Raw genomic sequence first — 23890 nt, forward strand, 5'->3', positions numbered from 1 at the left:
CAGGTGATCTACCCATGTCCAGGGTGAAGTTCAGGTAACACTGAATGGAGGCCCGAACCCACGCACGTTGAAAAGTGCGGGGATGAGGTGTGGGTAGCGGAGAAATTCCAATCGAACCTGGAGATAGCTGGTTCTCCCCGAAATAGCTTTAGGGCTAGCCTTAAGTGTAAGAGTCTTGGAGGTAGAGCACTGATTGAACTAGGGGTCCTCATCGGATTACCGAATTCAGTCAAACTCCGAATGCCAATGACTTATCCTTAGGAGTCAGACTGCGAGTGATAAGATCCGTAGTCAAGAGGGAAACAGCCCAGATCGCCAGCTAAGGTCCCAAAGTGTGTATTAAGTGGAAAAGGATGTGGAGTTGCTTAGACAACTAGGATGTTGGCTTAGAAGCAGCCACCATTTAAAGAGTGCGTAATAGCTCACTAGTCGAGTGACTCTGCGCCGAAAATGTACCGGGGCTAAATACACCACCGAAGCTGCGAATTGATACCAATGGTATCAGTGGTAGGGGAGCGTTCTAAGTGCAGTGAAGTCAGACCGGAAGGACTGGTGGAGCGCTTAGAAGTGAGAATGCCGGTATGAGTAGCGAAAGACGGGTGAGAATCCCGTCCACCGAATGCCTAAGGTTTCCTGAGGAAGGCTCGTCCGCTCAGGGTTAGTCAGGACCTAAGCCGAGGCCGACAGGCGTAGGCGATGGACAACAGGTTGATATTCCTGTACCACCTCTTTATCGTTTGAGCAATGGAGGGACGCAGAAGGATAGAAGAAGCGTGCGATTGGTTGTGCACGTCCAAGCAGTTAGGCTGATAAGTAGGCAAATCCGCTTATCGTGAAGGCTGAGCTGTGATGGGGAAGCTCCTTATGGAGCGAAGTCTTTGATTCCCCGCTGCCAAGAAAAGCTTCTAGCGAGATAAAAGGTGCCTGTACCGCAAACCGACACAGGTAGGCGAGGAGAGAATCCTAAGGTGTGCGAGAGAACTCTGGTTAAGGAACTCGGCAAAATGACCCCGTAACTTCGGGAGAAGGGGTGCTTTCTTAACGGAAAGCCGCAGTGAATAGGCCCAAGCGACTGTTTAGCAAAAACACAGGTCTCTGCGAAGCCGTAAGGCGAAGTATAGGGGCTGACACCTGCCCGGTGCTGGAAGGTTAAGGAGAGGGGTTAGCGTAAGCGAAGCTCTGAACTGAAGCCCCAGTAAACGGCGGCCGTAACTATAACGGTCCTAAGGTAGCGAAATTCCTTGTCGGGTAAGTTCCGACCCGCACGAAAGGTGTAACGATTTGGGCACTGTCTCAACCAGAGACTCGGTGAAATTATAGTACCTGTGAAGATGCAGGTTACCCGCGACAGGACGGAAAGACCCCGTGGAGCTTTACTGTAGCCTGATATTGAATTTTGGTACAGTTTGTACAGGATAGGCGGGAGCCATTGAAACCGGAGCGCTAGCTTCGGTGGAGGCGCTGGTGGGATACCGCCCTGACTGTATTGAAATTCTAACCTACGGGTCTTATCGACCCGGGAGACAGTGTCAGGTGGGCAGTTTGACTGGGGCGGTCGCCTCCTAAAGTGTAACGGAGGCGCCCAAAGGTTCCCTCAGAATGGTTGGAAATCATTCGTAGAGTGCAAAGGCATAAGGGAGCTTGACTGCGAGACCTACAAGTCGAGCAGGGACGAAAGTCGGGCTTAGTGATCCGGTGGTTCCGCATGGAAGGGCCATCGCTCAACGGATAAAAGCTACCCCGGGGATAACAGGCTTATCTCCCCCAAGAGTCCACATCGACGGGGAGGTTTGGCACCTCGATGTCGGCTCATCGCATCCTGGGGCTGTAGTCGGTCCCAAGGGTTGGGCTGTTCGCCCATTAAAGCGGTACGCGAGCTGGGTTCAGAACGTCGTGAGACAGTTCGGTCCCTATCCGTCGTGGGCGTAGGAAATTTGAGAGGAGCTGTCCTTAGTACGAGAGGACCGGGATGGACGCACCGCTGGTGTACCAGTTGTTCTGCCAAGGGCATAGCTGGGTAGCTATGTGCGGAAGGGATAAGTGCTGAAAGCATCTAAGCATGAAGCCCCCCTCAAGATGAGATTTCCCATAGCGTAAGCTAGTAAGATCCCTGAAAGATGATCAGGTTGATAGGTTCGAGGTGGAAGCATGGTGACATGTGGAGCTGACGAATACTAATAGATCGAGGACTTAACCATATAATATGTAGCAAATGTTATCTAGTTTTGAGAGAACATAAAAAAACTTGTTGACTTTTAAAGTGAATAAGTTATAATAATGATTGTCTCAAAAGAATAATGTCTGGTAATGATGGCAGAGAGGTCACACCCGTTCCCATACCGAACACGGAAGTTAAGCTCTCTAGCGCCGATGGTAGTTGGGACCTTGTCCCTGTGAGAGTAGGACGTTGCCAGGCAATATTATTCCGCAGTAGCTCAGCGGTAGAGCTATCGGCTGTTAACCGATCGGTCGTAGGTTCGATTCCTACCTGCGGAGCCATTGGAGAGCTGTCCGAGTTGGCCGAAGGAGCACGATTGGAAATCGTGTATACGTCACAAGCGTATCAAGGGTTCGAATCCCTTGCTCTCCGCCATAAGGATTTATAATATTTGGCCCGTTGGTCAAGTGGTTAAGACACCGCCCTTTCACGGCGGTAACACGGGTTCGAATCCCGTACGGGTCACCACTTTGGAGGATTAGCTCAGCTGGGAGAGCACCTGCCTTACAAGCAGGGGGTCGGCGGTTCGATCCCGTCATCCTCCACCATATAAATTTTATATGAATAGTATTATCGCGGGGTGGAGCAGCACGGTAGCTCGTCGGGCTCATAACCCGAAGGTCGCAGGTTCAAATCCTGTCCCCGCAACCAAATGGTCCCGTGGTGTAGTGGTTAACATGCCTGCCTGTCACGCAGGAGATCGCCGGTTCGACCCCGGTCGGGACCGCCATTTTTTTAATAAGGCTCGGTAGCTCAGTCGGTAGAGCAGAGGACTGAAAATCCTCGTGTCGGCGGTTCGATTCCGTCCCGAGCCACCATTTATCTTAATACAATACGCCGGCTTAGCTCAATTGGTAGAGCAACTGACTTGTAATCAGTAGGTTGGGGGTTCAAGTCCTCTAGCCGGCACCATGTAAGTTTCGGAGGGGTAGCGAAGTGGCTAAACGCGGCGGACTGTAAATCCGCTCCTTCGGGTTCGGCAGTTCGAATCTGCCCCCCTCCACCATTTACATAGGGGCATAGTTTAAAGGTAGAACTGAGGTCTCCAAAACCTCCAGTGTGGGTTCGATTCCTACTGCCCCTGCCAAATATATTTACACAACATGGCGGTTGTGGCGAAGTGGTTAACGCACCGGATTGTGGCTCCGGCATTCGTGGGTTCGATTCCCATCAGTCGCCCCATTTTTATTTTAAAAATTACAAATAATCTAATTGATACTTACATATAATTAAGTAAGAATTCGATGGGCTATAGCCAAGCGGTAAGGCAACGGACTTTGACTCCGTCATGCGCTGGTTCGAATCCAGCTAGCCCAGCCATTTTTGCGGAAGTAGTTCAGTGGTAGAATACAACCTTGCCAAGGTTGGGGTCGCGGGTTCGAATCCCGTCTTCCGCTCCAATTAAATTAAATATGGCGGCATAGCCAAGTGGTAAGGCAGAGGTCTGCAAAACCTTTATCACCGGTTCAAATCCGGTTGCCGCCTTTATTATTGTGCCGATGTGGCGGAATTGGCAGACGCGCACGACTCAAAATCGTGTTCCTTCGGGAGTGTCGGTTCGACCCCGACCATCGGTATCACGAACGGCGTAACATCAAGGCTCTACACTAGTTGTGTAGAGTTTTTTTGTGTTTTCATCGCACTACAAAATAAGGACTAATACTATCAAAGCTCATGCTATACAGTTAAAGCAAACTGTGAAACACTAAAGGGATAAAAATGAACATTCATTTTTATCCCTTTAGTGTTTCATTTTATAGAGAATCTCTCCACCCTGGTGACATGAAGTTAAATCCGACACCACCAGTAGATATTAGCACATTATCAACTGTTAACTTTGTAATTTCTAAAAACTTCTTTTCAAACTCTTCTCTGTTGTACTTGTACATAGTTGAGTGGCACGACCACATTTGCGTTGAAGTACTCAACCATTCCCCTAATTCCTTTAATTTAGGGAATGACTCAAATTGAATTGGTTCATCTAATTTCATGAATCTCACTTGATAGATAGTTGGGTTTAGCTTTTCTCCTATCCCTTTAAGACCATGTGCTTTTTTTTCATTTAAATGTGTCATAATTCTCTCCCATCCTTCAAATCTTTGAATTCCAAAATTATTTTCCTGTTTTAATTATACAGCAATAAAAAGTAATTAGGGGGAGGTTGTGGTAATTTTTCCCTTTTCTTTATTGTTTAGCGGGAAATAAAGTAATAAATGAAATATGATAATTTTAATCAAGAGAGAAATGAAAGTAAAAAGTATCAGTTATTTATTGTGATTCCATTTTGGCTTCGTTTCATTTTAATTCATCATGTTTAAAGAAGCTCAAAATTTTTAAAATACTTTAAAATAAAGGATTTTAGGGGGAACACTCTATATAACTATATAAATGTCACCTAGAAAGACTCAAAATCGTGTTCCTTCGGGAGTGTCGGTGCGGCCCGGACAATCGGTATCGACGATGTAAAAAGACTCTAACAGAAATGTTAGAGTCTTTTTTGTTAAATTATATTATGTGATGCTAAAATTCGTAATAAACGTAAAAATTCATGTATAATATAACTTGTCGAAAGAACAAAATGATAATGATTTATATTATGTCTGTAATATGAATCAAAAGTGAACTTTTTATATTTCTTTTAAAAATGTGTTGAATACACATTATATTTCATATTAATATTTTTATGTAGATTTAAAACGAGAAAGAGAGTGGAAAGTATGGGCCGTAAATGGAACAACATTAAAGACAAAAAAGCATCAAAAGATGCAAATACAAGCCGTATATACGCGAAATTTGGACGTGAAATTTATGTGGCAGCAAAACAAGGCGAGCCAGATCCTGAATCAAACCAAACGTTAAGAGTTGTATTAGAGCGTGCGAAAACATACAATGTACCAAGAACAATTATTGATCGTGCAATTGAAAAAGCAAAAGGCGGTTCAGAAGAAAACTATGATGAGCTTCGTTACGAAGGATTTGGACCAAATGGATCTATGGTAATTGTAGATACACTTACAAATAACGTAAACCGTACTGCAGCAGATGTACGAGCTGCATTTAGCAAAAACAGTGGTAACATGGGCGTAAATGGTTCTGTAGCTTACATGTTCGATGCGACAGCTGTTATCGGTCTTGAAGGTAAAACATCAGATGAAGTTCTTGAAATTTTAATGGAAGCAGATGTAGATGCACGTGACATTCTAGAAGAAGAAGATTCTGTTATCGTTTATGCTGAACCTGATCAATTCCACTCAGTACAATCTGCACTTAAAGATGCTGGTATTGAAGAATTTACAGTTGCAGAATTAACAATGCTTGCACAAAATGATGTAGAACTTCCTGAAGATGCTCAAGTACAATTTGAAAAAATGGTTGATGCATTAGAAGATTTAGAAGATGTACAACAAGTTTACCATAACGTAGACTTAGGCGAATAATAAAAAAGGACCCTTTCGTTTAACGAACTGGGTCTTTTTTATTGAAATAATTAAGATGATAAGGTTTTAAAGGTGTTTTGTTATAGTTATGGAATAGGATCATAGATAGTATTTTAAATGATTGTATTTCTAGGAGGTATTTCTATGGAGCATAAAACACCAAAGCATATCGTTGCTGTAGCAGGCTATTTAACAAATGAAAAGAATGAGGTGCTTTTAACAAAAGTACATTGGCGAGCGGATACGTGGGAAATGCCTGGGGGACAGGTAGAAGAAGGAGAAGCACTCGATCAAGCTGTTTGTAGGGAAATAAAAGAGGAAACAGGATTATCGGTGAAGCCTATCGGAATTACAGGGGTCTATTATAATGCTTCTATGCATATTTTAGCTGTTGTGTTTAAAGTGGCATATGTGAGTGGTGATATAAAAATTCAACCTGAAGAAATACAAGAGGCTAAATTTATTGCTTTAAATGAAGAGAACATCGATGAGTATATAACGCGTCCTCATATGAAATCAAGAACAGTTGATGCGATGAGAGCAACGCATTTCATCCCATACGAAACGTGGGAAGTACAGCCATATAACCTTATAGGCAGGTTGTAAGAAAAGGGTAGCTATTTGAGTGTATCTCAAATAGCTACCCTTTTCTTATGTATATTACTTCAGAAAAAGGTCAAAATGATAATAAAGCTAGTATTGATTTCGAGAACATTAGTTCTGTATAATTATGATATATCATATATAATTAGATTACTAGATGTTTAAAAATAGAAATTTATAGATGATATAATAAAAGAATAAAGTGGAATCAAGGAAGTATAACGCTCTTAATTTCTACGCTGCTGTTTGTTATGAATGTTTTAAAATAATGTATATTCAATATTTCAGATGAATAGTAGATAAAAAAAGACTGTGATACAATACATTTTTATACCTTACAATGATGTAAGGTAGGTGTAAGAGAAATCGATGGGATATTTTTTTACAACAAGGTATTCTTAAGTTAAGAGATATATATGCTGTGTGGAAAAGAGGTGTTCAAGATGAAAGAACGAGTATTATCTAGAGTGAACTATCATCAAAAAGTTGCATTAAATCCAATGACTAAATTCTTTTATAAAGCCATTATTTTATTATTATTGTTAAGTTGTACGTTATTATTCGTTGGAAATATAATGATCGAGAAAAGTGATATTAGTAAATTACATGTACCGCCTAAGTTAGAGGTGCCAGAATCATTAACACATGCATTTATCGCGACAGAAGATAAAAGGTTTTATCATCATAATGGTTTAGATTATATAGCAATTATTAGGGCGTCTGTTGAGAATATAAAAGCTGGTGGTGTTGTGCAAGGAGGAAGCACAATTACACAGCAATTATCGAAAAATGCTTTTTTAACGAATGAACGTACATTTTCTCGTAAGTGGAAAGAGATTTTTTATACAAAAAAAATTGAACGTACATTTACGAAGGATGAAATTTTAAAATTGTATGTAAGTAATATTTATTACGGAGAAGGAGCATGGGGAATTGAAAAAGCAGCCAACCTTTACTTCGGTAAAACGGTGAACCAATTAACGTTGGCTGAAAGTGCGATGATGGCTGCTGTAGTGAAAGCACCTGCTTATTACTCACCTGCGCAAAATTATGATAAAGCGGTCGAGAGACGAAATGTAGTTTTGAGATTAATGGAAAAAGAAGGATATATCAATCATGATGAGTATGTGCAAGCAGTTAGTGAGAAATTAGTAATTCGCCATGATATAAAAACAGAGCAGTCGATGTTAAATAATGCGCGTGAAAAAGCAGTAAGTTAAGAGAAGCTCTTGCATAGGAGCTTCTTTTTTTGAATAAATTGTGACAAATTGTGACACAATATCGTCACAATTATTGTGTTTTTGTAATTTATGTGAGCGTGTTCATTGCGTGACGTATATAAGTGTTGATATTATGTGTATTGTGTACAATGCTGTATACAGAATATGAATTTAAAGAGGAATGTATATGAAATCAAATAAACTCATGGCTCTTGGTGTAGTTTTTTCTATCGCAGTATTGATTGTAATCGGAACAATTGCGTATAGCATCATAAATGACAAAAAAGATAAAGGGAATGAGATGTTTGCTTATTCTACGCAACAATCTTTAGGTAAAGATGATGCTCCGGTTAAGGTAGTTGAATTTGGAGACTTCAAATGCCCAGCATGTCGTACTTGGGATGTAACGGTATTACCACGATTAAAAGAAGAATATATTGATAAAGGTAAAGTGCAGTTATATTTTATTAACTTCCCATTTATTGGAAAAGACTCTGATTTAGGCGCAGCAGCTGGTGAAGCAATTTATAAACAAGATAAAGATTCATTCTGGACTTTCTATGATGAGATTTATCAAAGTCAAAAGAAAGATACGGAAGAATGGATTACAGAAGAATTACTTCTTAGCATTGTGAAAGAGAAACTTCCAAAAGTTGATGTAGAACAGTTTAAAAAAGATTTACACAGTAAAGAAATAAAAGAAAAAGTACGTAAAGATTCAGATCGTGCTCAAAAATTAAAAGTTCAAGGTGCTCCTTCAGTATATATAAACGGGAATCTTGCAAATCCTGATTTCGATAGTATGAAGAAGGCGATTGATAAAGAATTGAAAAAGTGATGAGGTCTCTCATCACTTTTTCGACTTTTTTCGATAAAATTCTTGCTTCCGTTTTTTTTACATGCTATACTACTTTACATAAGTTATTCTAATATCTTATATGTATTTCATATTTGCGGGTGTAGTTTAGTGGTAAAACAAGAGCCTTCCAAGCTCTGGTCGAGAGTTCGATTCTCTTCACCCGCTCCAAATTTTATTTAATGTTTTTCTAATAAATTGTGATCAACGCAGTGTTTCGTTTCTGAGATAAACGAGGCATTGCGTTTTTTAATGTTTGAAAAGCGTAATAGTATGCGAAAATAGAAGTAAAGAATAGTATTCCAAAAGTGAATTGCTAATCAATATAGTCGTTACATAAGGGATGGGTTCATCTGAGGAGGCGATTAAGAATGGATTTTGAACAATTAAAGCAAGATGTAATTGCATATAGTAAAACAATTGGTATAGATAAAATAGGCTTTGCGAGTGCTTCCCCATTTGAGGAGCTAAAGCAGCGGTTAATCCAGCAGCAACAATTAAATTATCAATCTGGATTTGAAGAGTCTGATATAGAAAAAAGAACGAATCCACAGCTTTTATTACCAGGTGCGAAATCAATTATTGCGATTGCTTTAGCGTATCCTTCAAAATTAAAAAACGCACCATTAAGTAAACGTGGAGAACGCCGTGGGATTTTTTGTCGTGCCTCTTGGGGACAAGATTACCATCTTGTTTTACGAGATCGTTTGCAAAAGTTAGAGGCATATTTAATTGAAAAGCTTCCAGATATAGAAGTGAAGTCAATGGTTGATACAGGTGAGTTAAGCGATCGTGCTGTATCAGAACGTGCAGGTATCGGATGGAGTGGTAAGAACTGCGCTATTATTACACCTGAATTTGGTTCGTATGTATACTTGGGAGAAATAATTACAAACGTTCCATTTCCACCAGATCAGCCGATAGAAGATCAATGTGGAAGCTGTACAAAATGTATTGATGTTTGTCCTACAGGTGCTTTAATACAGGGTGGGCAGTTAGATTCGAAGAAATGTATTGCCTTTTTAACACAGACGAAAGGGTTCCTACCTGAAGAATATCGCGATAAAATAGGAAATCGTATATATGGATGTGACACATGTCAGACTGTTTGTCCAAAAAATAAAGGAATGGATTTTCATAATCATCCTGAGATGGAGCCAGATCCTGAATTAGTTAAACCGCTCTTAACACCACTTTTAACAATTAGTAATCGTGATTTTAAAGAGAAATATGGGATTATGTCAGGGTCATGGAGAGGTAAAAAGCCATTGCAACGAAATGCGATTTTAGCATTGGCGCATTTTAAAGAAGCATCAGCAATTCCTGATCTAATCGGTGTTATGAAAGATGATCCAAGACCAGTGCTACGCGGAACAGCAGCGTGGGCACTTGGGAAAATTGGTGGAGATGGAGTAGGCGAAGCCATTGAGAAAGCGATGGAACGTGAAAAGGATGAAGAAGTTCTTCATGAAATGAATCGCGGGCTTGCATTGTTAGCGCAGAAAAAAGAGTAGATAATATCTCCCTTTTTCATATTGTAATATGGGAGGGAGATGAAATGGTTGTAAAAGAAAATATTGAAACACAAGTACAACAGTTTTTAGCATATGTAACAGAGAAACGAACAAATGTGGATGGTATTGCTAAAGATTTATTACAACTAGCACAAAGAAAGAAACAATTGTTTCAAAAACGTAGTGCAGATATAGTGAAAGCAACAGCAGATGTTTCTTTCATTAGACAGCTAAATAGTAGTGATTATCAAGAAATTGATTATCAAGTACATTTTAAATATTTAATTAAGCATAAAGAATTATTTTATATCGAAGAGGAACAATTAAAACGAAGAGTTTGTTTAAATAATAGCCGGATAATAGGTGATTATGCTATTGAAGTGCCAGAAGAGATTGGAATAGGTGAGACATTAGAAAGAGAAGTTACGAAAGAGAAATACGGTTCTTATCAGTATAATCGTTTAGAGGCAGTAAAATATGCAGAGCGTTGGTGGGATGATCGAAACCCAGTGTATCGCAATTTTCCTGATAATTGTACAAATTTTATTTCTCAATGTCTTCATACTGGAGAAGTACCAATGAACGGATATCCTAATATTCGTAAAGGTTGGTGGCAAAGGGAGAACCAGTGGAGTTGGAGCTGGGCTGTCGCACACTCTTTTTACTGGTACTTGTCAGGTTCTACAGTTGGCCTGCGAGGAGAAGCTGTAGAAAAGCCGGAAGACCTTATTCTTGGTGATGTCATTGCTTACGATTTCGAAGATGACGGTAGGTGGAATCATACGACGATTGTAGTAGCAAAAGACGCAGATGGTATGCCACTTGTAAATGCACATTCAGCAAATAGCCGGCGGCGTTATTGGAGTTATGAGGACTCTAGTAAATACACACCACAAATGAAATATAAATTCTTTCATATTATTAATGGGTAGAGATTTTTCGTTCAAGTGGTATAATACGTAGTAGACAAAAAACAGAGGTGAATATCGCGTGGGTGTACATGTTGTTTTATATCAACCAGAAATTCCAGCAAATACAGGAAATATTGCACGTACTTGTGCAGCAACTGGAACAGAATTACATTTGATTAGACCGCTTGGGTTTTCAACGGATGACAAAATGTTAAAGCGTGCAGGATTAGATTATTGGCAGCACGTAAAAGTTACGTATTACGATTCAATTGAAGAGTTTTATGAGAAAAATAAAGACGGTGAATTCTTCTATTTAACAAAGTATGGTGAGAAAGCTCATACAGCATTTGATTATAGCAAACGTGAGAAGGATTATTATTTCGTGTTTGGAAGAGAAACAAATGGCTTACCAGCTAATGTAATCGAAGAAAACTTCGATCATTGTTTACGTATTCCAATGACGGATAAAGTACGTTCATTAAATTTATCTAATACAGCAGCAATTTTAATTTATGAAGCGTTTCGTCAACAAAATTATCCAGGATTAGATTTAGAAATCGTTTATTAAAAGTCGCCATTAGGCGGCTTTTTTTTATAAATAAAAATAATATGTAGTCATACATTTTAAAAAAGGTACATATTCATATAGAATGGGATATATGATTAAAAATAGATAAGACGGGTTGAGATAAATATGAAGGAACAATATAACAATCAAAATACCTTTTTAAGTATGATAGATATGGATTTAATAAGACAAGGACTATTACATGCTATTCAAGATTTAGTATTTATTGTGAAAGTTATTGATGATGAGATCTTTAAATATATTTATATAAATAAAATAGGGATGGATTATGCTGGATTAAGTGAAGAATGTTACGGAAAAACATTTGCAGAAGTGTTATCAGGAGAAAAGGTGAAAATATTACAAGAGCAATATACAAAAGTGGTGAGAGAGGCGAGAGCACACACATTTTGTGATGTAATCAGTTTCCCAACTGGTAATTTACATTATGAGTCTTCAGTTAATCCTGTATACGACGAAGAAGGGGTATGTCAATTTATTATTTGTATTACAAGGGATATTACAGCTCAGATTGAGGAGAAAGCAGAGATAGAGGAAAAACAAATGTTATTTAAGTCATTACTAGAATATAATAATGACTCCATTATATCTATAGATTCTATAGGTATAATTACATATGCTAATCCGGCAACGTATGAAATATTTGGATACCGATATGAAGAGTTAAATAATAACTTTATTTTTAACTTTATTATTAAAGAATATGAAAAAGACTTTCAAATTATATTTAAGGAAGCTTTACAGGGGAGAGCAAAACAAATTGTTTCAAAGAAATATGTTCATAAAGAAGGATATGAACTATATATTTCTTTGAGAACGATCCCGATTATTGTGAACGGTGAAATTGTTGGGGTGTATATTGTTACGAGGGATGTTACAAGGCAAGTATTAAATGAGATGAAGACGGAATACTTAGCTTATTATGACCAATTAACAGGTTTAATGAATAGAATTTCATGCACAAACAAGCTAAATGAGTTTTTAAATGAAAATAAAGAGCTTGCACTAGTTTTCATGGATTTGGATGAATTTCATCTTATTAATGATACATTTGGTCATAAAGAAGGAGATAAAGTATTACAAAAAGTTACAGAATGTTTAAGCAATCTAGAAATAGAAGGTATGCATTTATTTAGAGAACATGATGACCAATTTGTTATGTTAATAGAAAATATAACGAAAGAATATGTAGAGGAAGTTGCAAAAAACATATTAGAAAAGATTAGTGAACATTTTGTAATTGAAGAAGAGGACGTGTATTTAAGTGCATCAATTGGAATTGTAATGGCACCAACAGATGGAGCCGATGAAAAAATACTTTTTCAAAGAGTTGATGCTGCTTTGGAAAAAGCAAAGGAAAAAGGAAAAGGGCATTATCATTTTTATTGTAAAGGATTAGATTGTGAACGTGAGAAAAGGTTTGTAATGGAAAATCAGTTACATCGTGCTATAGAGAAAAATGAATTTTTCTTATATTACCAGCCGCAGGTTAATATTGAAACGAAAAAAATAGCTAGTATGGAAGCTTTAATAAGATGGGAGAATAAAGAATTAGGATTTGTCCCTCCCAATCAATTTATTCCACTGGCAGAAAGAACAGGTTTTATTATTAAGCTTGATGAGTGGGTAGTAGATCAAGTGTGTCAGCAAATACGTGAATGGTTAAATAAAGGGTATGAAGTGGTTCCGATTGCAGTTAATATTTCAGCTAGACATTTTCGATCTATTACATTAATAGAGATGATTACACGTGCTTTAAATAAGTACAATGTACCAGCTCATCTATTAGCGATAGAGGTGACAGAAGGAGCCCTTATACATAAAGACATATCAAAGAGAGTGTTGCTACAATTAAAAGAACAAAATTTAAAGATTCATTTAGATGATTTTGGAACAGGGTATTCGTCTTTAAGTTATTTGAAAACATATCCAATTGATACTTTGAAAATTGATCGCTCTTTTATGGAAGGTATACATGTAGATGAACGTGATACGAATATTACGGCTGCAATTATTCATTTAGCTCATACATTAGAATTGAATGTAATTGCAGAAGGAGTAGAAAAAGCAGAACAAATACAGTTTTTGAAGGAAAAAAATGTAGAAATTGTACAAGGTTATTATTATAGTCGCCCTTTATCAAAATATGATGTGGAAAATATGTATTATACATGATGTATAAAGAAAAAAGTGATGTGCTAAAAGCACATCACTTTTTATGTGTACCTGGTTTATCGTTGTAACCAGATGTGAAAATAGCTGTAAGAAATGTGAGTGATACACCTAAAATTAATAATAATTTCATATTAATACTCCCCCTACTTTTTCGATTTACGAATTCTATTTATGAATTGAAATGTATGTAAGGTTCTTAGAAGAAAAGAATTTATTTATAATGAATAGCAGTGTGAAAACTTTAATACCTATATTATACAGAATTTTCTTTGAATTTTGGAGAGAATTTTATAGCACTACTATATATTTCGTTTTGATTTAAAGAATGTTTAAGGACATCCTAGCATACCTTTTATAATAATCCGATTGAACAAGGAGATGGGGGAGGAGCTATAATGGATATTCTAAAAAAGATTGAACAGCATCGAGCAGCAGAAGAACGTTTACAATGGGAAGGTACGTTTGCGGAGTATTTGGAGCTTGTGAAAGAAAGACCATGGGTGGCTCAAACAGCACACTCTCGCATTTACAATATGATAAAAGATGCCGGAATCGAAGAAGTTGATGGTAGAAGAAAATATAATTTCTTTAGTAATCAGCTGTTTGGACTAGAGGATGCACTAGAGCGTCTTGTTGAAGAATATTTTCATCCGTCTGCAAAAAGATTAGATGTTAGAAAACGTATTTTATTATTAATGGGTCCTGTTAGTGGAGGGAAATCAACATTAGTTACGATGTTGAAACGAGGATTAGAAACATACTCACGTACAGATCGTGGAGCGATTTTTGCAATTAAAGGCTGCCCGATGCACGAAGATCCACTGCATTTAATTCCACATCATTTACGGGATGATTTCTTTGATGAGTATGGAGTGAGAATTGAAGGGAATTTATCACCATTAAATGTAATGCGTCTAGAGCAAGAATATGGGTCAAGAATTGAGGATGTAGTTGTAGAGCGTATTTTCTTCTCGGAAGATCGTCGTACAGGGATTGGTACATTTAGCCCGTCTGATCCAAAATCACAAGATATTGCCGATTTAACAGGTAGTCTAGACTTTTCAACAATTGCAGAATATGGTTCAGAATCAGATCCTCGTGCGTATCGATTTGATGGAGAATTAAATAAGGCGAACCGAGGGATGATGGAATTCCAAGAGATGTTAAAATGCGATGAGAAGTTTTTATGGCATTTATTATCGCTTACGCAAGAAGGTAATTTCAAAGCGGGAAGGTTTGCGCTTATTTCAGCAGATGAATTAATTGTAGCGCATACGAACGAAACAGAGTATCGCTCATTTATAGCAAATAAGAAAAATGAAGCATTGCATTCAAGAATTATTGTAATGCCAGTTCCATACAATTTACGAGTGAGTGAAGAGGAACATATTTATGAGAAGATGATTCATGAAAGTGATGTATCGAATGTGCATATTGCACCACACACACTTCGTGTTGCAGCGATGTTTACAATTTTAACTCGCTTAAAAGATCCGAAGCGTCCAGATATTGATTTAAACAAAAAGATGCGTTTATATGATGGTGAAATGGTAGAGGGTTATAATGCGATTGATGTAGAAGAATTGCAACGGGAATACCAAGATGAAGGTATGAGCGGTATTGACCCACGTTATGTTATTAACCGAATTTCTTCTACAATTATTAGAAAAGAAGTACCATCTATTAATGCACTAGACGTACTTCGTTCTTTAAAAGATGGATTAGACCAGCATCCATCCATTAGTAATGAAGATCGTGAGCGCTATATGAACTTCATTTCATTAGCAAGAAAAGAATATGATGAAATTGCTAAGAAAGAAGTACAAAAAGCATTCGTATATTCATACGAAGAATCGGCTAAGACACTTATGGATAATTACTTAGATAACGTTGAAGCATATTGCAATAAATCGAAATTACGTGATCCATTAACAGGTGAAGAAATGAGCCCAGATGAAAAACTAATGCGCTCAATTGAGGAACAAATTGGAATTTCAGAAAACGCGAAGAAAGCATTCCGTGAAGAAATTTTAATTCGCATCTCTGCTTATGCGCGTAAAGGAAAACGTTTCGATTATAACTCGCATGAACGTCTTCGCGAAGCGATTCAGAAGAAGCTATTTGCTGATTTAAAAGATGTCGTGAAAATCACAACATCAACGAAAACACCAGATGAAAATCAGCTTAAGAAAATCAACGATGTTGTTGCACGTTTAATTGATGAGCATGGCTATAATTCTTCTTCGGCAAATGAATTATTACGCTATGTAGGTAGCTTGCTAAATCGATAGTTTGATAACAAAACGCTGTCTCTTGTTTTTTGCGGGACAGCGTTTTATTATCCATTCATATGTGTAAAGTGTCATACCTTGTCCAAATATAATAAATTAAGATGCAATTTCATGAATTTATTGTCAATTATTTTTACAATATGCATATGATAGAGTAACCAACCATTCATACGAAAAAAGCCAACACAATACAATATGTTGCAAAGTGAAAATGTGTGCAACAATGCATTGTGTTTCTTTCTTATCAGAGGCTGAATATTTCTTTCTATTATGTGAGTGGCAAAATTTTGTTTAGGATGCTCGGAGTATTGTATGTAAAACGTTATATATGTTTATGGGGTGATTTTCGATGGGCAGTTACCTTTCAAATATTTTAGCTTGAACATTATAGAACAAAATTTATAGATTGCTGTTCATAGAGAAAGACAATTACAGTAAGGAGGGAAAGGAATGAGCGAAGAAAATCAACCAAATTATACGATTTCACAGGAAAACTGGTCCCTCCATCGCAAAGGATATGACGACCAACAGCGCCATCAAGAAAAAGTACAAGAGGCAATTAAGAATAATTTACCCGATCTTGTAACAGAAGAAAGCATTGTTATGTCTAATGGCAAGGATGTTGTAAAAATACCAATTCGTTCTTTAGATGAATATAAGATTCGGTACAATTATGATAAAAACAAACACGTTGGGCAAGGAACTGGTGATAGCAAAGTTGGTGATGTCGTTGCGAGAGATGGATCAGGTGGTCAAAAGCAAAAAGGCCCAGGAAAAGGTCAAGGTGCAGGAGATGCAGCTGGAGAAGATTATTATGAAGCTGAAGTCTCTATTTTAGAATTAGAGCAAGCGTTTTTCAAAGAGCTAGAGCTTCCTAATTTAAAGAGAAAAGAAATGGATGAAAACCGGATTGAACATATTGAATTTAATGACATTAGAAAAACAGGACTATGGGGAAATATTGATAAGAAACGAACGATGATATCTGCATATAAACGAAATGCAATGCGTGGTAAAGCATCTTTCCATCCAATTCACCAAGAGGATTTAAAGTTCCGTACTTGGAATGAAGTGTTAAAGCCAGATTCAAAAGCTGTTGTATTAGCGATGATGGATACGAGTGGATCGATGGGAATATGGGAGAAGTATATGGCACGTAGCTTCTTTTTCTGGATGACAAGATTTTTACGTACAAAGTATGAAACAGTTGATATTGAATTTATTGCTCATCATACAGAAGCGAAAGTTGTTACAGAAGAAGAATTTTTCTCAAAAGGAGAAAGTGGCGGAACGATATGTTCTTCCGTGTATAAAAAGGCATTAGAGCTTATCGATAATAAATATTCACCAGACCGCTATAATATTTATCCATTCCATTTTTCAGACGGTGATAATTTAACATCAGATAATGCGAGATGTGTAAAGCTTGTTGAGGAGCTGATGAAGAAATGTAATATGTTTGGGTATGGGGAAGTGAATCAGTACAACCGCCATAGTACGCTTATGTCAGCCTATAAAAATATTAAAGATGAGAACTTTAGATATTATATTTTAAAGCAAAAAGCAGACGTATTCCATGCGATGAAGAGCTTTTTTAAAGAAGAATCAGGAGAGAAAATGGCATAATCCCTTTTAAAAGGGATTATTTTTTTAGTTGACAATGATAATGAAAATCATTATCATTTATTCAAGAAATGATTACATTTTGAATTATATATATTGGAGGAGATGTAAAGTTGAAAAAAAATAAAAAAAACATATAAATGCAATGATTATAGCGGCGGCGTTATCACTTCCATTTGCTGTGTATTCGAAACCTGCTTTAGCGGCGGTAGCAATTGAGGCGAATAAAACGGGACAAGGTTTAGAAGATGGTACATATGACGCTGTTATTAAAGCATATAAAGATAAAACGAATGAAGAGTCTATGGCAGCTGTTTATATAAAGGATCCGAAATTAACAATTGAGAATGGAAAGAAAATTGTAACAGCAACGTTAAGTGATAGCGATTTCTTCCAATACTTGAAAACAGAGGATATTCATACTCCTGGTGTGTTTCATGATGTAAAGGTTATATCAGAAGACAAAAAGAAAAATGGAACGAAGGTTATTCAATTTGAAGTTGGGGAATTGGGAAAAAGATATAATATGAAAATGCATATTTATATTCCAACGATGGCCTATGATAATAAATATCAAGTGCAGTTTGAAGTAAATGCTTTAAATTTAGAAAACAATGCTCCAGAAAAGGAAAATAAAGAGCATAAAGTGGAACAACAAGATGAAAGCGGAAATGTAATATTAGATAAGCAATTACAAAGGCATATTAATAAACATAATTTAAATAGAGAAAATATAAATGATCCAATAACTAAGGAAGATTTATTAAAGATTAAAACATTATCCATTTATTCAGGTGAAGGAATAAATGAAATAGCTGGTTTAGAACATATGACAAATTTAGAGAAGTTGACGTTAAGAGAATCTAATGTAACAGATATATCAGCCATCTCGAAACTGAGAGATTTGAAGTACGTAGATTTAACTTCTAATCCAATTAAAAATATTCATCCAATTGAGCAGTTAGAGAATATTAATATGCTTTTTTTAAGAGATAATAAAATTTCTGATCTTACACCATTAAGTAAAATGAAAAAAATTAAAACATTAGATTTAGTTGGTAATAACATTGAAGACATCCAGCCATTATTTACATTATCAACTATGAAACAGTTATACTTAGCCAATAATCAAATCAGTGATCTTACTGGAATTAACCAATTAAGTAATGTGGAACTATTATGGATAGGGAACAATAAAATTAGTAATGTTGAATCTATTAGTAAAATGAGTAATCTTATTGAACTAGAAATTGCTGATAGTGAAATAAAAGATATATCACCATTATCTAAATTAGGAAAATTACAAGTACTGAATTTAGAAGAGAATTATATCTCTGATATATCACCGCTGAGTAATTTAACAGATTTACATGAGATGAACCTAGGAGCGAATGAAATTGCTGACGTAAGGCCTGTTGAGGAATTGGGTAAGCGAATTTCAATTGATATTCAACGACAAAAAATCTTTTTAGGTGAAGCAAGCGTAGATGAAGAAATACAAATTCCAATATACAATCTTAAAGGGGAGCCACTTCAAAATATCAATTTAAAAAGTGAGGGGGCCATTCTGAATAATGGATTTATAAAATGGAATAGTCCTGGAGAAAAAACATATGAATTTAGATTAGATACAAGCTCTGGTGAAAGTAAAATAAGATTTAATGGGATGGTTGTCCAGAAAATAGTTGAAAAACAAAAAGAAAGTCAAAATGTAATCCTGGATAAACATTTACAACAACATATTAATAAAGAGAATTTAGGTAGAGAGAATTTAAACGCTCCTATAACAAAAGAAGATTTATTACAGATTAAAACATTAGAGATACTTAAAGAAAAAGGAAAAGAGATAAAAGATGTAACAGGTTTAGAGTACATGACGAACTTAGAAAACCTCACTTTAGAAGGAGTAGGCTTGAAAAATATTGAGTTCATCTCAAATTTGAAACAATTAAATATTGTGAATGTATCTCATAATCAAATTGAAGATATAACACCGTTATCTTCATTAAAAAACTTACAGTGGTTAAATCTTGCAGACAATCATATTAAAGATGTAACGGTTATTGGTTCAATGCTGGACTTACTTAGCTTGAATTTAGCAGGGAATGAGATTTGTGATGTAAGACCGCTAATACAATTAGGGCAGTGGTTTTCAATTGATGTCGGGAGACAAACAATCATTTTAGATGAAGCAAAAGTAAATGAAGAAATTCAAGTTCCTGTATATGACTTAGAAGGAGAAGCTATTGACAATATCAAAATGACAGGTGAGGGCGGAACGCTTAATAACGGAGTAATAAAATGGAGTACCCCAGGTGAAAAGGTATATAAATTTGATTTAGATTCTGATGAAATTAGTATAAGTTTTAACGGAACGGTAATCCAAAATATAGTTGAAAAAGAAGAAGTGACAGAACCGGTAAAAGAAGTTGAAGAAACGAAAGAAGAAGTAAAAGAACCGGTAAAAGAAGTTGAAGAAACGAAAGAAGAAGTAAAAGAGCCAGTAAAAGAAGTTGAAGAAACGAAAGAAGAAGTAAAAGAGCCGGTAAAAGAAGTTGAAGAAACGAAAGAAGAAGTAAAAGAGCCGGTAAAAGAAGTTGAAGAAACGAAAGAAGAAGTAAAAGAACCGGTAAAAGAAGTTGAAGGTACAAAAGAAGAAGTGAAAGAACCAGTAAAAGAAGTTGAAGGTACAAAAGAAGAAGTGAAAGAACCAGTAAAAGAAGTTGAAGAAACAAAAGAAGAAGTAAAAGAGCCAGTAAAAGAAGTTGAAGAAACAAAAGAAGAAGTAAAAGAGCCGATAAAAGAAGTTGAAGAAACGAAAGAAGAAGTAAAAGAGCCAGTAAAAGAAGTTGAAGGTACAAAAGAAGAAGTGAAAGAACCAGTAAAAGAAGTTGAAGGTACAAAAGAAGAGGTAAAAGAATCAACAACTGGATTGAATCAAGAGCCAAAAGGGGATAATCAAGTTGGGCCGGTGAAGGTGGTAGGACAAGAGAGTACGCAAGAAAAAGTTTCAAATAAGCAACAAGTTAATAAGCAAGAGGAAAATCAGAAGTCTTTAGCAGCAACTGGTAGTCAAGCTAACACATCGAGTTTACTTTCTGGATTAGCATTTGTTCTTTCAGCATTAAGTATGTTTGTATTTAGAAAGAGAGTATTTAAGAAATAAATAACGTTTTATCTTATTATTACAAAAAATATATAATTATTTGAGAAGACCTTATCATAGCAATTTCATGTTGAAATATGCTTATGATAAGGTCTTTTTGAATAGGGGAAGGATATGGATACGAGGATGTTTTAATCAATAAAATAATGGAGAAGCTGTAGCGAAAATTGTAAGTACTTTTCGTTCATGATACGTTCAAATTGTATCAAGAAATAATATGAAATATTGCATTTTATATCTTTTTATCCGGATAATATGTTAATTTCGTGGATGGAATATATAAATAGGGGGCAATGATATGAACAAGAAATCAAAAATTAATAAAATGATGCTTAGTATTAGTACAATGGCGCTATCGTTAGGGGCAATTCAAACGAATGTATCAGCAGAAGAAAAGGTGCCATATAATGTATTGCATTCGAAACCAGTTGGAATTGAAAAACCAGTAGATGAGATCGGACACGTTTCTAAAGCCGAAGAAACATTATCATTTCAAGAACGTTTAAAAGTAGGAGATTTTTCACAGCGACCAGCATCTATTACGAGGAACTTGGCAGTAAAGCAAGCTAAAGACAGCTATTCAATGGCTGATTTAAACAAAATGAATGATCAAGAGTTAGTTGAAACGTTAGGCAGTATTAAGTGGCATCAAATTACAGACTTATTCCAGTTTAATGAAGATGCAAAAGCCTTTTATAAAGATAACGGAAAAATGCAAGTCATTATAGATGAATTAGCTCATAGAGGTAGTACATTTACGAAAGATGATTCAAAAGGAATTCAAACGTTTACTGAAGTGTTACGTTCAGCTTTTTATCTTGCATTTTATAATAATGAATTAAGCGCTTTAAATGAAAGAAGCTTCCAGGACAAATGCTTACCGGCTTTAAAAGCAATCGCAAAAAATCCAAACTTTAAGCTTGGAACAAATGAGCAAGATACAGTAGTATCTGCATACGGTAAATTAATTAGTAATGCATCAAGTGATGTTGAAACAGTGCAATACGCATCGAATATTTTAAAACAATATAATGATAATTTTAATGCATATGTAGACGATCGTATGAAAGGACAAGCTGTATACGATATGATGCAAGGCATTGATTATGATATACAGTCTTACTTAAATGAGGCCCGTAAAGAAGCGAATGAAACGATGTGGTATGGAAAAGTAGATGGGTTTATTAATGAAATAAATCGTATTGCTCTTCTAAATGAAGTAACGTCAGAAAATAAATGGCTCGTTAATAATGGAATTTATTTTGCTAGCCGTTTAGGGAAGTTTCATAGCAATCCAAATAAAGGACTAGAGGTTGTTACACAAGCGATGCATATGTATCCGCGTTTAAGTGAACCGTATTTTGTTGCGGTAGAACAAATTACAACAAATTATAATGGGAAAGATTATAGCGGGAATACGGTAGATTTAGAGAAAATACGTAAAGAAGGAAAAGAGCAATACTTACCAAAAACGTATACATTCGACGATGGATCAATTGTGTTCAAAACAGGAGATAAAGTATCAGAAGAAAAAATTAAGAGACTATATTGGGCTGCGAAGGAAGTAAAGGCACAGTATCATCGTGTAATTGGAAATGACAAAGCGTTAGAGCCAGGAAATGCGGATGATGTATTAACGATTGTAATTTATAATAGTCCAGATGAATATCAGTTAAATAGACAATTGTATGGATATGAAACAAACAATGGTGGAATTTATATTGAAGAGACAGGTACATTCTTTACATATGAGCGTACACCAGAGCAAAGTATTTATAGTTTAGAAGAGTTATTCCGTCATGAATTTACTCATTACCTGCAAGGAAGATATGAAGTACCAGGTCTATTTGGAAGAGGAGATATGTATCAAAATGAAAGGTTAACTTGGTTCCAAGAAGGAAATGCAGAGTTTTTCGCAGGATCTACTCGTACGAATAACGTTGTACCAAGAAAGAGCATCATTAGCGGATTATCATCTGATCCTGCAAGCCGTTATACAGCAGAGCGCACACTATTTGCTAAATATGGTTCTTGGGATTTCTATAACTACTCGTTCGCATTGCAGTCTTACTTATATACGCATCAGTTTGAAACATTTGATAAAATTCAAGATTTAATTCGTGCGAATGACGTGAAAAATTATGATGCATATCGTGAAAACCTAAGTAAAGATTCTAAGCTAAATAAAGAGTATCAAGAGTATATGCAGCAGTTAATTAATAATCAAGATAAGTACACTGTACCGGAAGTAGCAGATGATTATTTAGCTGAACATGCACCAAAGTCGTTAACAGAAGTGAAGAAAGAAATTAGTGAGACGTTGTCTATGAAAGATGCAAAAATGACAAAACACGAGTCTCAATTCTTTAATACATTTACATTAGAAGGTACGTTTACAGGTAGTGTAACAAAAGGTGAATCAGAAGACTGGAATGCAATGGGTAAAAGAGTAAATGAAGCTTTAGAACAATTGGCGCAAAAAGAATGGAGCGGCTACAAAACGGTTACAGCATATTTCGTCAATTACCGTGTGAATAGTTCCAATGAATTTGAATATGACGTAGTCTTCCATGGTATCGCAAAAGATGACGGAGAAAATAAAGCTCCGACAGTTCATATAAACGGTCCTTATAATGGGCTTGTAAAAGAAGGAATTCAATTCAAAAGTGATGGATCAAACGACGAAGATGGAAAAATCGTTTCTTATTCATGGGAGTTTGGAGACGGAAGAACAAGTACAGAAGTTAATCCAGTACATGCATATGAAAAAGAAGGAACTTATAAAGTAGTGTTAAGAGTAAAAGATGATAAAGGAAAAGAGAGTAGAAGTGAAACAACTGTTACGATTAAAGATGGAAGTTTAACAGAATCTGAACCAAATAATCGTAAAGAGGAAGCAAATCGTATCGGACTAAACACTACTATAAAAGGTAGCCTTATCGGCGGGGATCACACCGATGTTTATACATTTAATGTAGCATCAGCGAAAGATATCGATATTTCTGTTTTAAATGAGTATGGAATTGGGATGACGTGGGTACTTCACCATGAATCAGATATGCAAAATTATGCTGCTTACGGTCAAGCTAATGGAAATCATATAGAAGCAAAATTAAATGCAAAACCAGGTAAGTATTACTTGTATGTATATAAATATGATAATGGCGATGGAACGTACTCATTATCACTAAAATAAGTGCTTTTCCAATGTATGTTTAACTTTACTTTTTGTGGAAAATAGTGTATTATATAGATATATAATATATCGGTTATTTTCTAGGAGGAGC

General features: G+C 36.1%; 13 protein-coding genes, 16 tRNA genes and 2 rRNA genes (1 of these 31 running past the window's edge). 30 read left to right on the plus strand and 1 reads right to left on the minus strand.

Annotated elements, in window-relative coordinates:
* The 17 genes from BTOYO_RS16100 to BTOYO_RS16180 all read left to right on the plus strand — a co-directional run.
* Window positions 1-2198, plus strand: a 23S ribosomal RNA gene (locus tag BTOYO_RS16100); it begins 724 nt to the left of the window's first position.
* Between the two features lie 102 nt (window positions 2199-2300).
* A 5S ribosomal RNA gene (rrf, locus tag BTOYO_RS16105) occupies window positions 2301-2416 on the plus strand.
* A gap of 8 nt (window positions 2417-2424) precedes the next feature.
* Window positions 2425-2499: transfer RNA gene (locus tag BTOYO_RS16110), tRNA-Asn, on the plus strand.
* 2 nt (window positions 2500-2501) lie between these two features.
* Window positions 2502-2593: transfer RNA gene (locus BTOYO_RS16115), tRNA-Ser, on the plus strand.
* An 18-nt stretch (window positions 2594-2611) separates the two neighbouring features.
* Window positions 2612-2686 (plus strand) — tRNA-Glu (locus tag BTOYO_RS16120).
* Window positions 2687-2690: 4 nt separating this feature from the next.
* A tRNA-Val gene (locus BTOYO_RS16125) sits at window positions 2691-2766 on the plus strand.
* Between the two features lie 26 nt (window positions 2767-2792).
* A tRNA-Met gene (locus BTOYO_RS16130) sits at window positions 2793-2869 on the plus strand.
* A gap of 3 nt (window positions 2870-2872) precedes the next feature.
* A tRNA-Asp gene (locus tag BTOYO_RS16135) sits at window positions 2873-2948 on the plus strand.
* A 12-nt stretch (window positions 2949-2960) separates the two neighbouring features.
* Window positions 2961-3036 (plus strand) — tRNA-Phe (locus BTOYO_RS16140).
* Between the two features lie 18 nt (window positions 3037-3054).
* Window positions 3055-3130: transfer RNA gene (locus tag BTOYO_RS16145), tRNA-Thr, on the plus strand.
* Window positions 3131-3140: 10 nt separating this feature from the next.
* Window positions 3141-3224: transfer RNA gene (locus BTOYO_RS16150), tRNA-Tyr, on the plus strand.
* Between the two features lie 7 nt (window positions 3225-3231).
* A tRNA-Trp gene (locus BTOYO_RS16155) sits at window positions 3232-3305 on the plus strand.
* Between the two features lie 19 nt (window positions 3306-3324).
* Window positions 3325-3400 (plus strand) — tRNA-His (locus tag BTOYO_RS16160).
* Window positions 3401-3463: 63 nt separating this feature from the next.
* Window positions 3464-3538, plus strand: a tRNA-Gln gene (locus tag BTOYO_RS16165).
* Between the two features lie 5 nt (window positions 3539-3543).
* Window positions 3544-3618: transfer RNA gene (locus tag BTOYO_RS16170), tRNA-Gly, on the plus strand.
* Between the two features lie 14 nt (window positions 3619-3632).
* Window positions 3633-3703: transfer RNA gene (locus BTOYO_RS16175), tRNA-Cys, on the plus strand.
* A gap of 10 nt (window positions 3704-3713) precedes the next feature.
* Window positions 3714-3795 (plus strand) — tRNA-Leu (locus tag BTOYO_RS16180).
* 177 nt (window positions 3796-3972) lie between these two features.
* Here the strand turns inward: BTOYO_RS16180 and BTOYO_RS16185 are convergent.
* The gene (locus tag BTOYO_RS16185; protein WP_000149352.1) at window positions 3973-4293 is read right to left on the minus strand and encodes a DUF3884 family protein; all 321 of its coding nucleotides are present in this window, start codon (window positions 4291-4293) and stop codon (window positions 3973-3975) included.
* A 642-nt stretch (window positions 4294-4935) separates the two neighbouring features.
* Here BTOYO_RS16185 and BTOYO_RS16190 point away from each other — a divergent pair.
* The 13 genes from BTOYO_RS16190 (at window position 4936) to colA (ending at window position 23799) form a co-directional block, all read left to right on the plus strand.
* Window positions 4936-5655, plus strand: coding sequence for a YebC/PmpR family DNA-binding transcriptional regulator (locus BTOYO_RS16190; RefSeq protein WP_000532958.1), 720 nt, complete (start codon window positions 4936-4938; stop codon window positions 5653-5655).
* Between the two features lie 144 nt (window positions 5656-5799).
* Window positions 5800-6261 carry an NUDIX hydrolase gene (locus BTOYO_RS16195; RefSeq protein WP_000400461.1) on the plus strand — a complete coding sequence of 154 codons (462 nt, stop codon included), beginning with the start codon at window positions 5800-5802 and terminating at the stop codon, window positions 6259-6261.
* A 440-nt stretch (window positions 6262-6701) separates the two neighbouring features.
* Window positions 6702-7478 carry a transglycosylase domain-containing protein gene (locus BTOYO_RS16200; protein WP_000664700.1) on the plus strand — a complete coding sequence of 259 codons (777 nt, stop codon included), beginning with the start codon at window positions 6702-6704 and terminating at the stop codon, window positions 7476-7478.
* Between the two features lie 187 nt (window positions 7479-7665).
* The gene (locus BTOYO_RS16205; RefSeq protein ID WP_000841321.1) at window positions 7666-8316 is read left to right on the plus strand and encodes a DsbA family protein; all 651 of its coding nucleotides are present in this window, start codon (window positions 7666-7668) and stop codon (window positions 8314-8316) included.
* Between the two features lie 115 nt (window positions 8317-8431).
* Window positions 8432-8505: transfer RNA gene (locus tag BTOYO_RS16210), tRNA-Gly, on the plus strand.
* A gap of 200 nt (window positions 8506-8705) precedes the next feature.
* Complete coding sequence (queG, locus tag BTOYO_RS16215; RefSeq protein WP_000345226.1) at window positions 8706-9848, plus strand: tRNA epoxyqueuosine(34) reductase QueG; 1143 nt, start codon at window positions 8706-8708, stop codon at window positions 9846-9848.
* Between the two features lie 44 nt (window positions 9849-9892).
* Window positions 9893-10780 (plus strand): amidase domain-containing protein, encoded by an 888-nt coding sequence (locus BTOYO_RS16220; RefSeq protein WP_000260518.1) that lies wholly within the window; start codon window positions 9893-9895, stop codon window positions 10778-10780.
* A 58-nt stretch (window positions 10781-10838) separates the two neighbouring features.
* The gene (gene trmL, locus BTOYO_RS16225) at window positions 10839-11327 is read left to right on the plus strand and encodes a tRNA (uridine(34)/cytosine(34)/5-carboxymethylaminomethyluridine(34)-2'-O)-methyltransferase TrmL (RefSeq protein WP_000538149.1); all 489 of its coding nucleotides are present in this window, start codon (window positions 10839-10841) and stop codon (window positions 11325-11327) included.
* A gap of 126 nt (window positions 11328-11453) precedes the next feature.
* Entirely contained in the window at window positions 11454-13523 is a 2070-nt protein-coding gene (locus tag BTOYO_RS16230) for a sensor domain-containing protein (protein WP_000664281.1), read from the plus strand.
* A gap of 395 nt (window positions 13524-13918) precedes the next feature.
* Window positions 13919-15814, plus strand: a complete 1896-nt coding sequence (locus tag BTOYO_RS16235) for a PrkA family serine protein kinase (protein ID WP_000353271.1) — start codon at window positions 13919-13921, stop codon at window positions 15812-15814.
* 450 nt (window positions 15815-16264) lie between these two features.
* Window positions 16265-17440 carry a sporulation protein YhbH gene (gene yhbH / locus BTOYO_RS16240; protein WP_001288242.1) on the plus strand — a complete coding sequence of 392 codons (1176 nt, stop codon included), beginning with the start codon at window positions 16265-16267 and terminating at the stop codon, window positions 17438-17440.
* 142 nt (window positions 17441-17582) lie between these two features.
* A complete protein-coding gene (locus BTOYO_RS16245) occupies window positions 17583-20603 on the plus strand; it encodes a leucine-rich repeat domain-containing protein (RefSeq protein WP_000582267.1) in 3021 nt (1006 codons plus the stop codon).
* A gap of 298 nt (window positions 20604-20901) precedes the next feature.
* Window positions 20902-23799, plus strand: coding sequence for a collagenase ColA (colA, locus tag BTOYO_RS16250; RefSeq protein ID WP_001036363.1), 2898 nt, complete (start codon window positions 20902-20904; stop codon window positions 23797-23799).
* The last annotated feature ends 91 nt before the right edge of the window (window positions 23800-23890 follow it).

The organism is Bacillus toyonensis BCT-7112 (genome assembly GCF_000496285.1).
Lineage (GTDB): Bacteria > Bacillota > Bacilli > Bacillales > Bacillaceae_G > Bacillus_A > Bacillus_A toyonensis.

Excerpts from the sequence above, each read along its gene's own strand:
- yhbH (WP_001288242.1), top strand. The coding sequence starts at position 16,265 with ATGAGCGAAGAAAATCAACCAAATTATACGATTTCACAGGAAAACTGG.
- BTOYO_RS16220 (WP_000260518.1), top strand. The coding sequence starts at position 9,893 with ATGGTTGTAAAAGAAAATATTGAAACACAAGTACAACAGTTTTTAGCA.
- BTOYO_RS16235 (WP_000353271.1), top strand. The coding sequence starts at position 13,919 with ATGGATATTCTAAAAAAGATTGAACAGCATCGAGCAGCAGAAGAACGT.
- BTOYO_RS16190 (WP_000532958.1), top strand. The coding sequence starts at position 4,936 with ATGGGCCGTAAATGGAACAACATTAAAGACAAAAAAGCATCAAAAGAT.
- BTOYO_RS16200 (WP_000664700.1), top strand. The coding sequence starts at position 6,702 with ATGAAAGAACGAGTATTATCTAGAGTGAACTATCATCAAAAAGTTGCA.
- BTOYO_RS16195 (WP_000400461.1), top strand. The coding sequence starts at position 5,800 with ATGGAGCATAAAACACCAAAGCATATCGTTGCTGTAGCAGGCTATTTA.
- BTOYO_RS16245 (WP_000582267.1), top strand. The coding sequence starts at position 17,583 with ATGATTATAGCGGCGGCGTTATCACTTCCATTTGCTGTGTATTCGAAA.
- colA (WP_001036363.1), top strand. The coding sequence starts at position 20,902 with ATGAACAAGAAATCAAAAATTAATAAAATGATGCTTAGTATTAGTACA.
- BTOYO_RS16230 (WP_000664281.1), top strand. The coding sequence starts at position 11,454 with ATGAAGGAACAATATAACAATCAAAATACCTTTTTAAGTATGATAGAT.
- BTOYO_RS16205 (WP_000841321.1), top strand. The coding sequence starts at position 7,666 with ATGAAATCAAATAAACTCATGGCTCTTGGTGTAGTTTTTTCTATCGCA.
- queG (WP_000345226.1), top strand. The coding sequence starts at position 8,706 with ATGGATTTTGAACAATTAAAGCAAGATGTAATTGCATATAGTAAAACA.
- BTOYO_RS16185 (WP_000149352.1), bottom strand. The coding sequence starts at position 4,293 with ATGACACATTTAAATGAAAAAAAAGCACATGGTCTTAAAGGGATAGGA.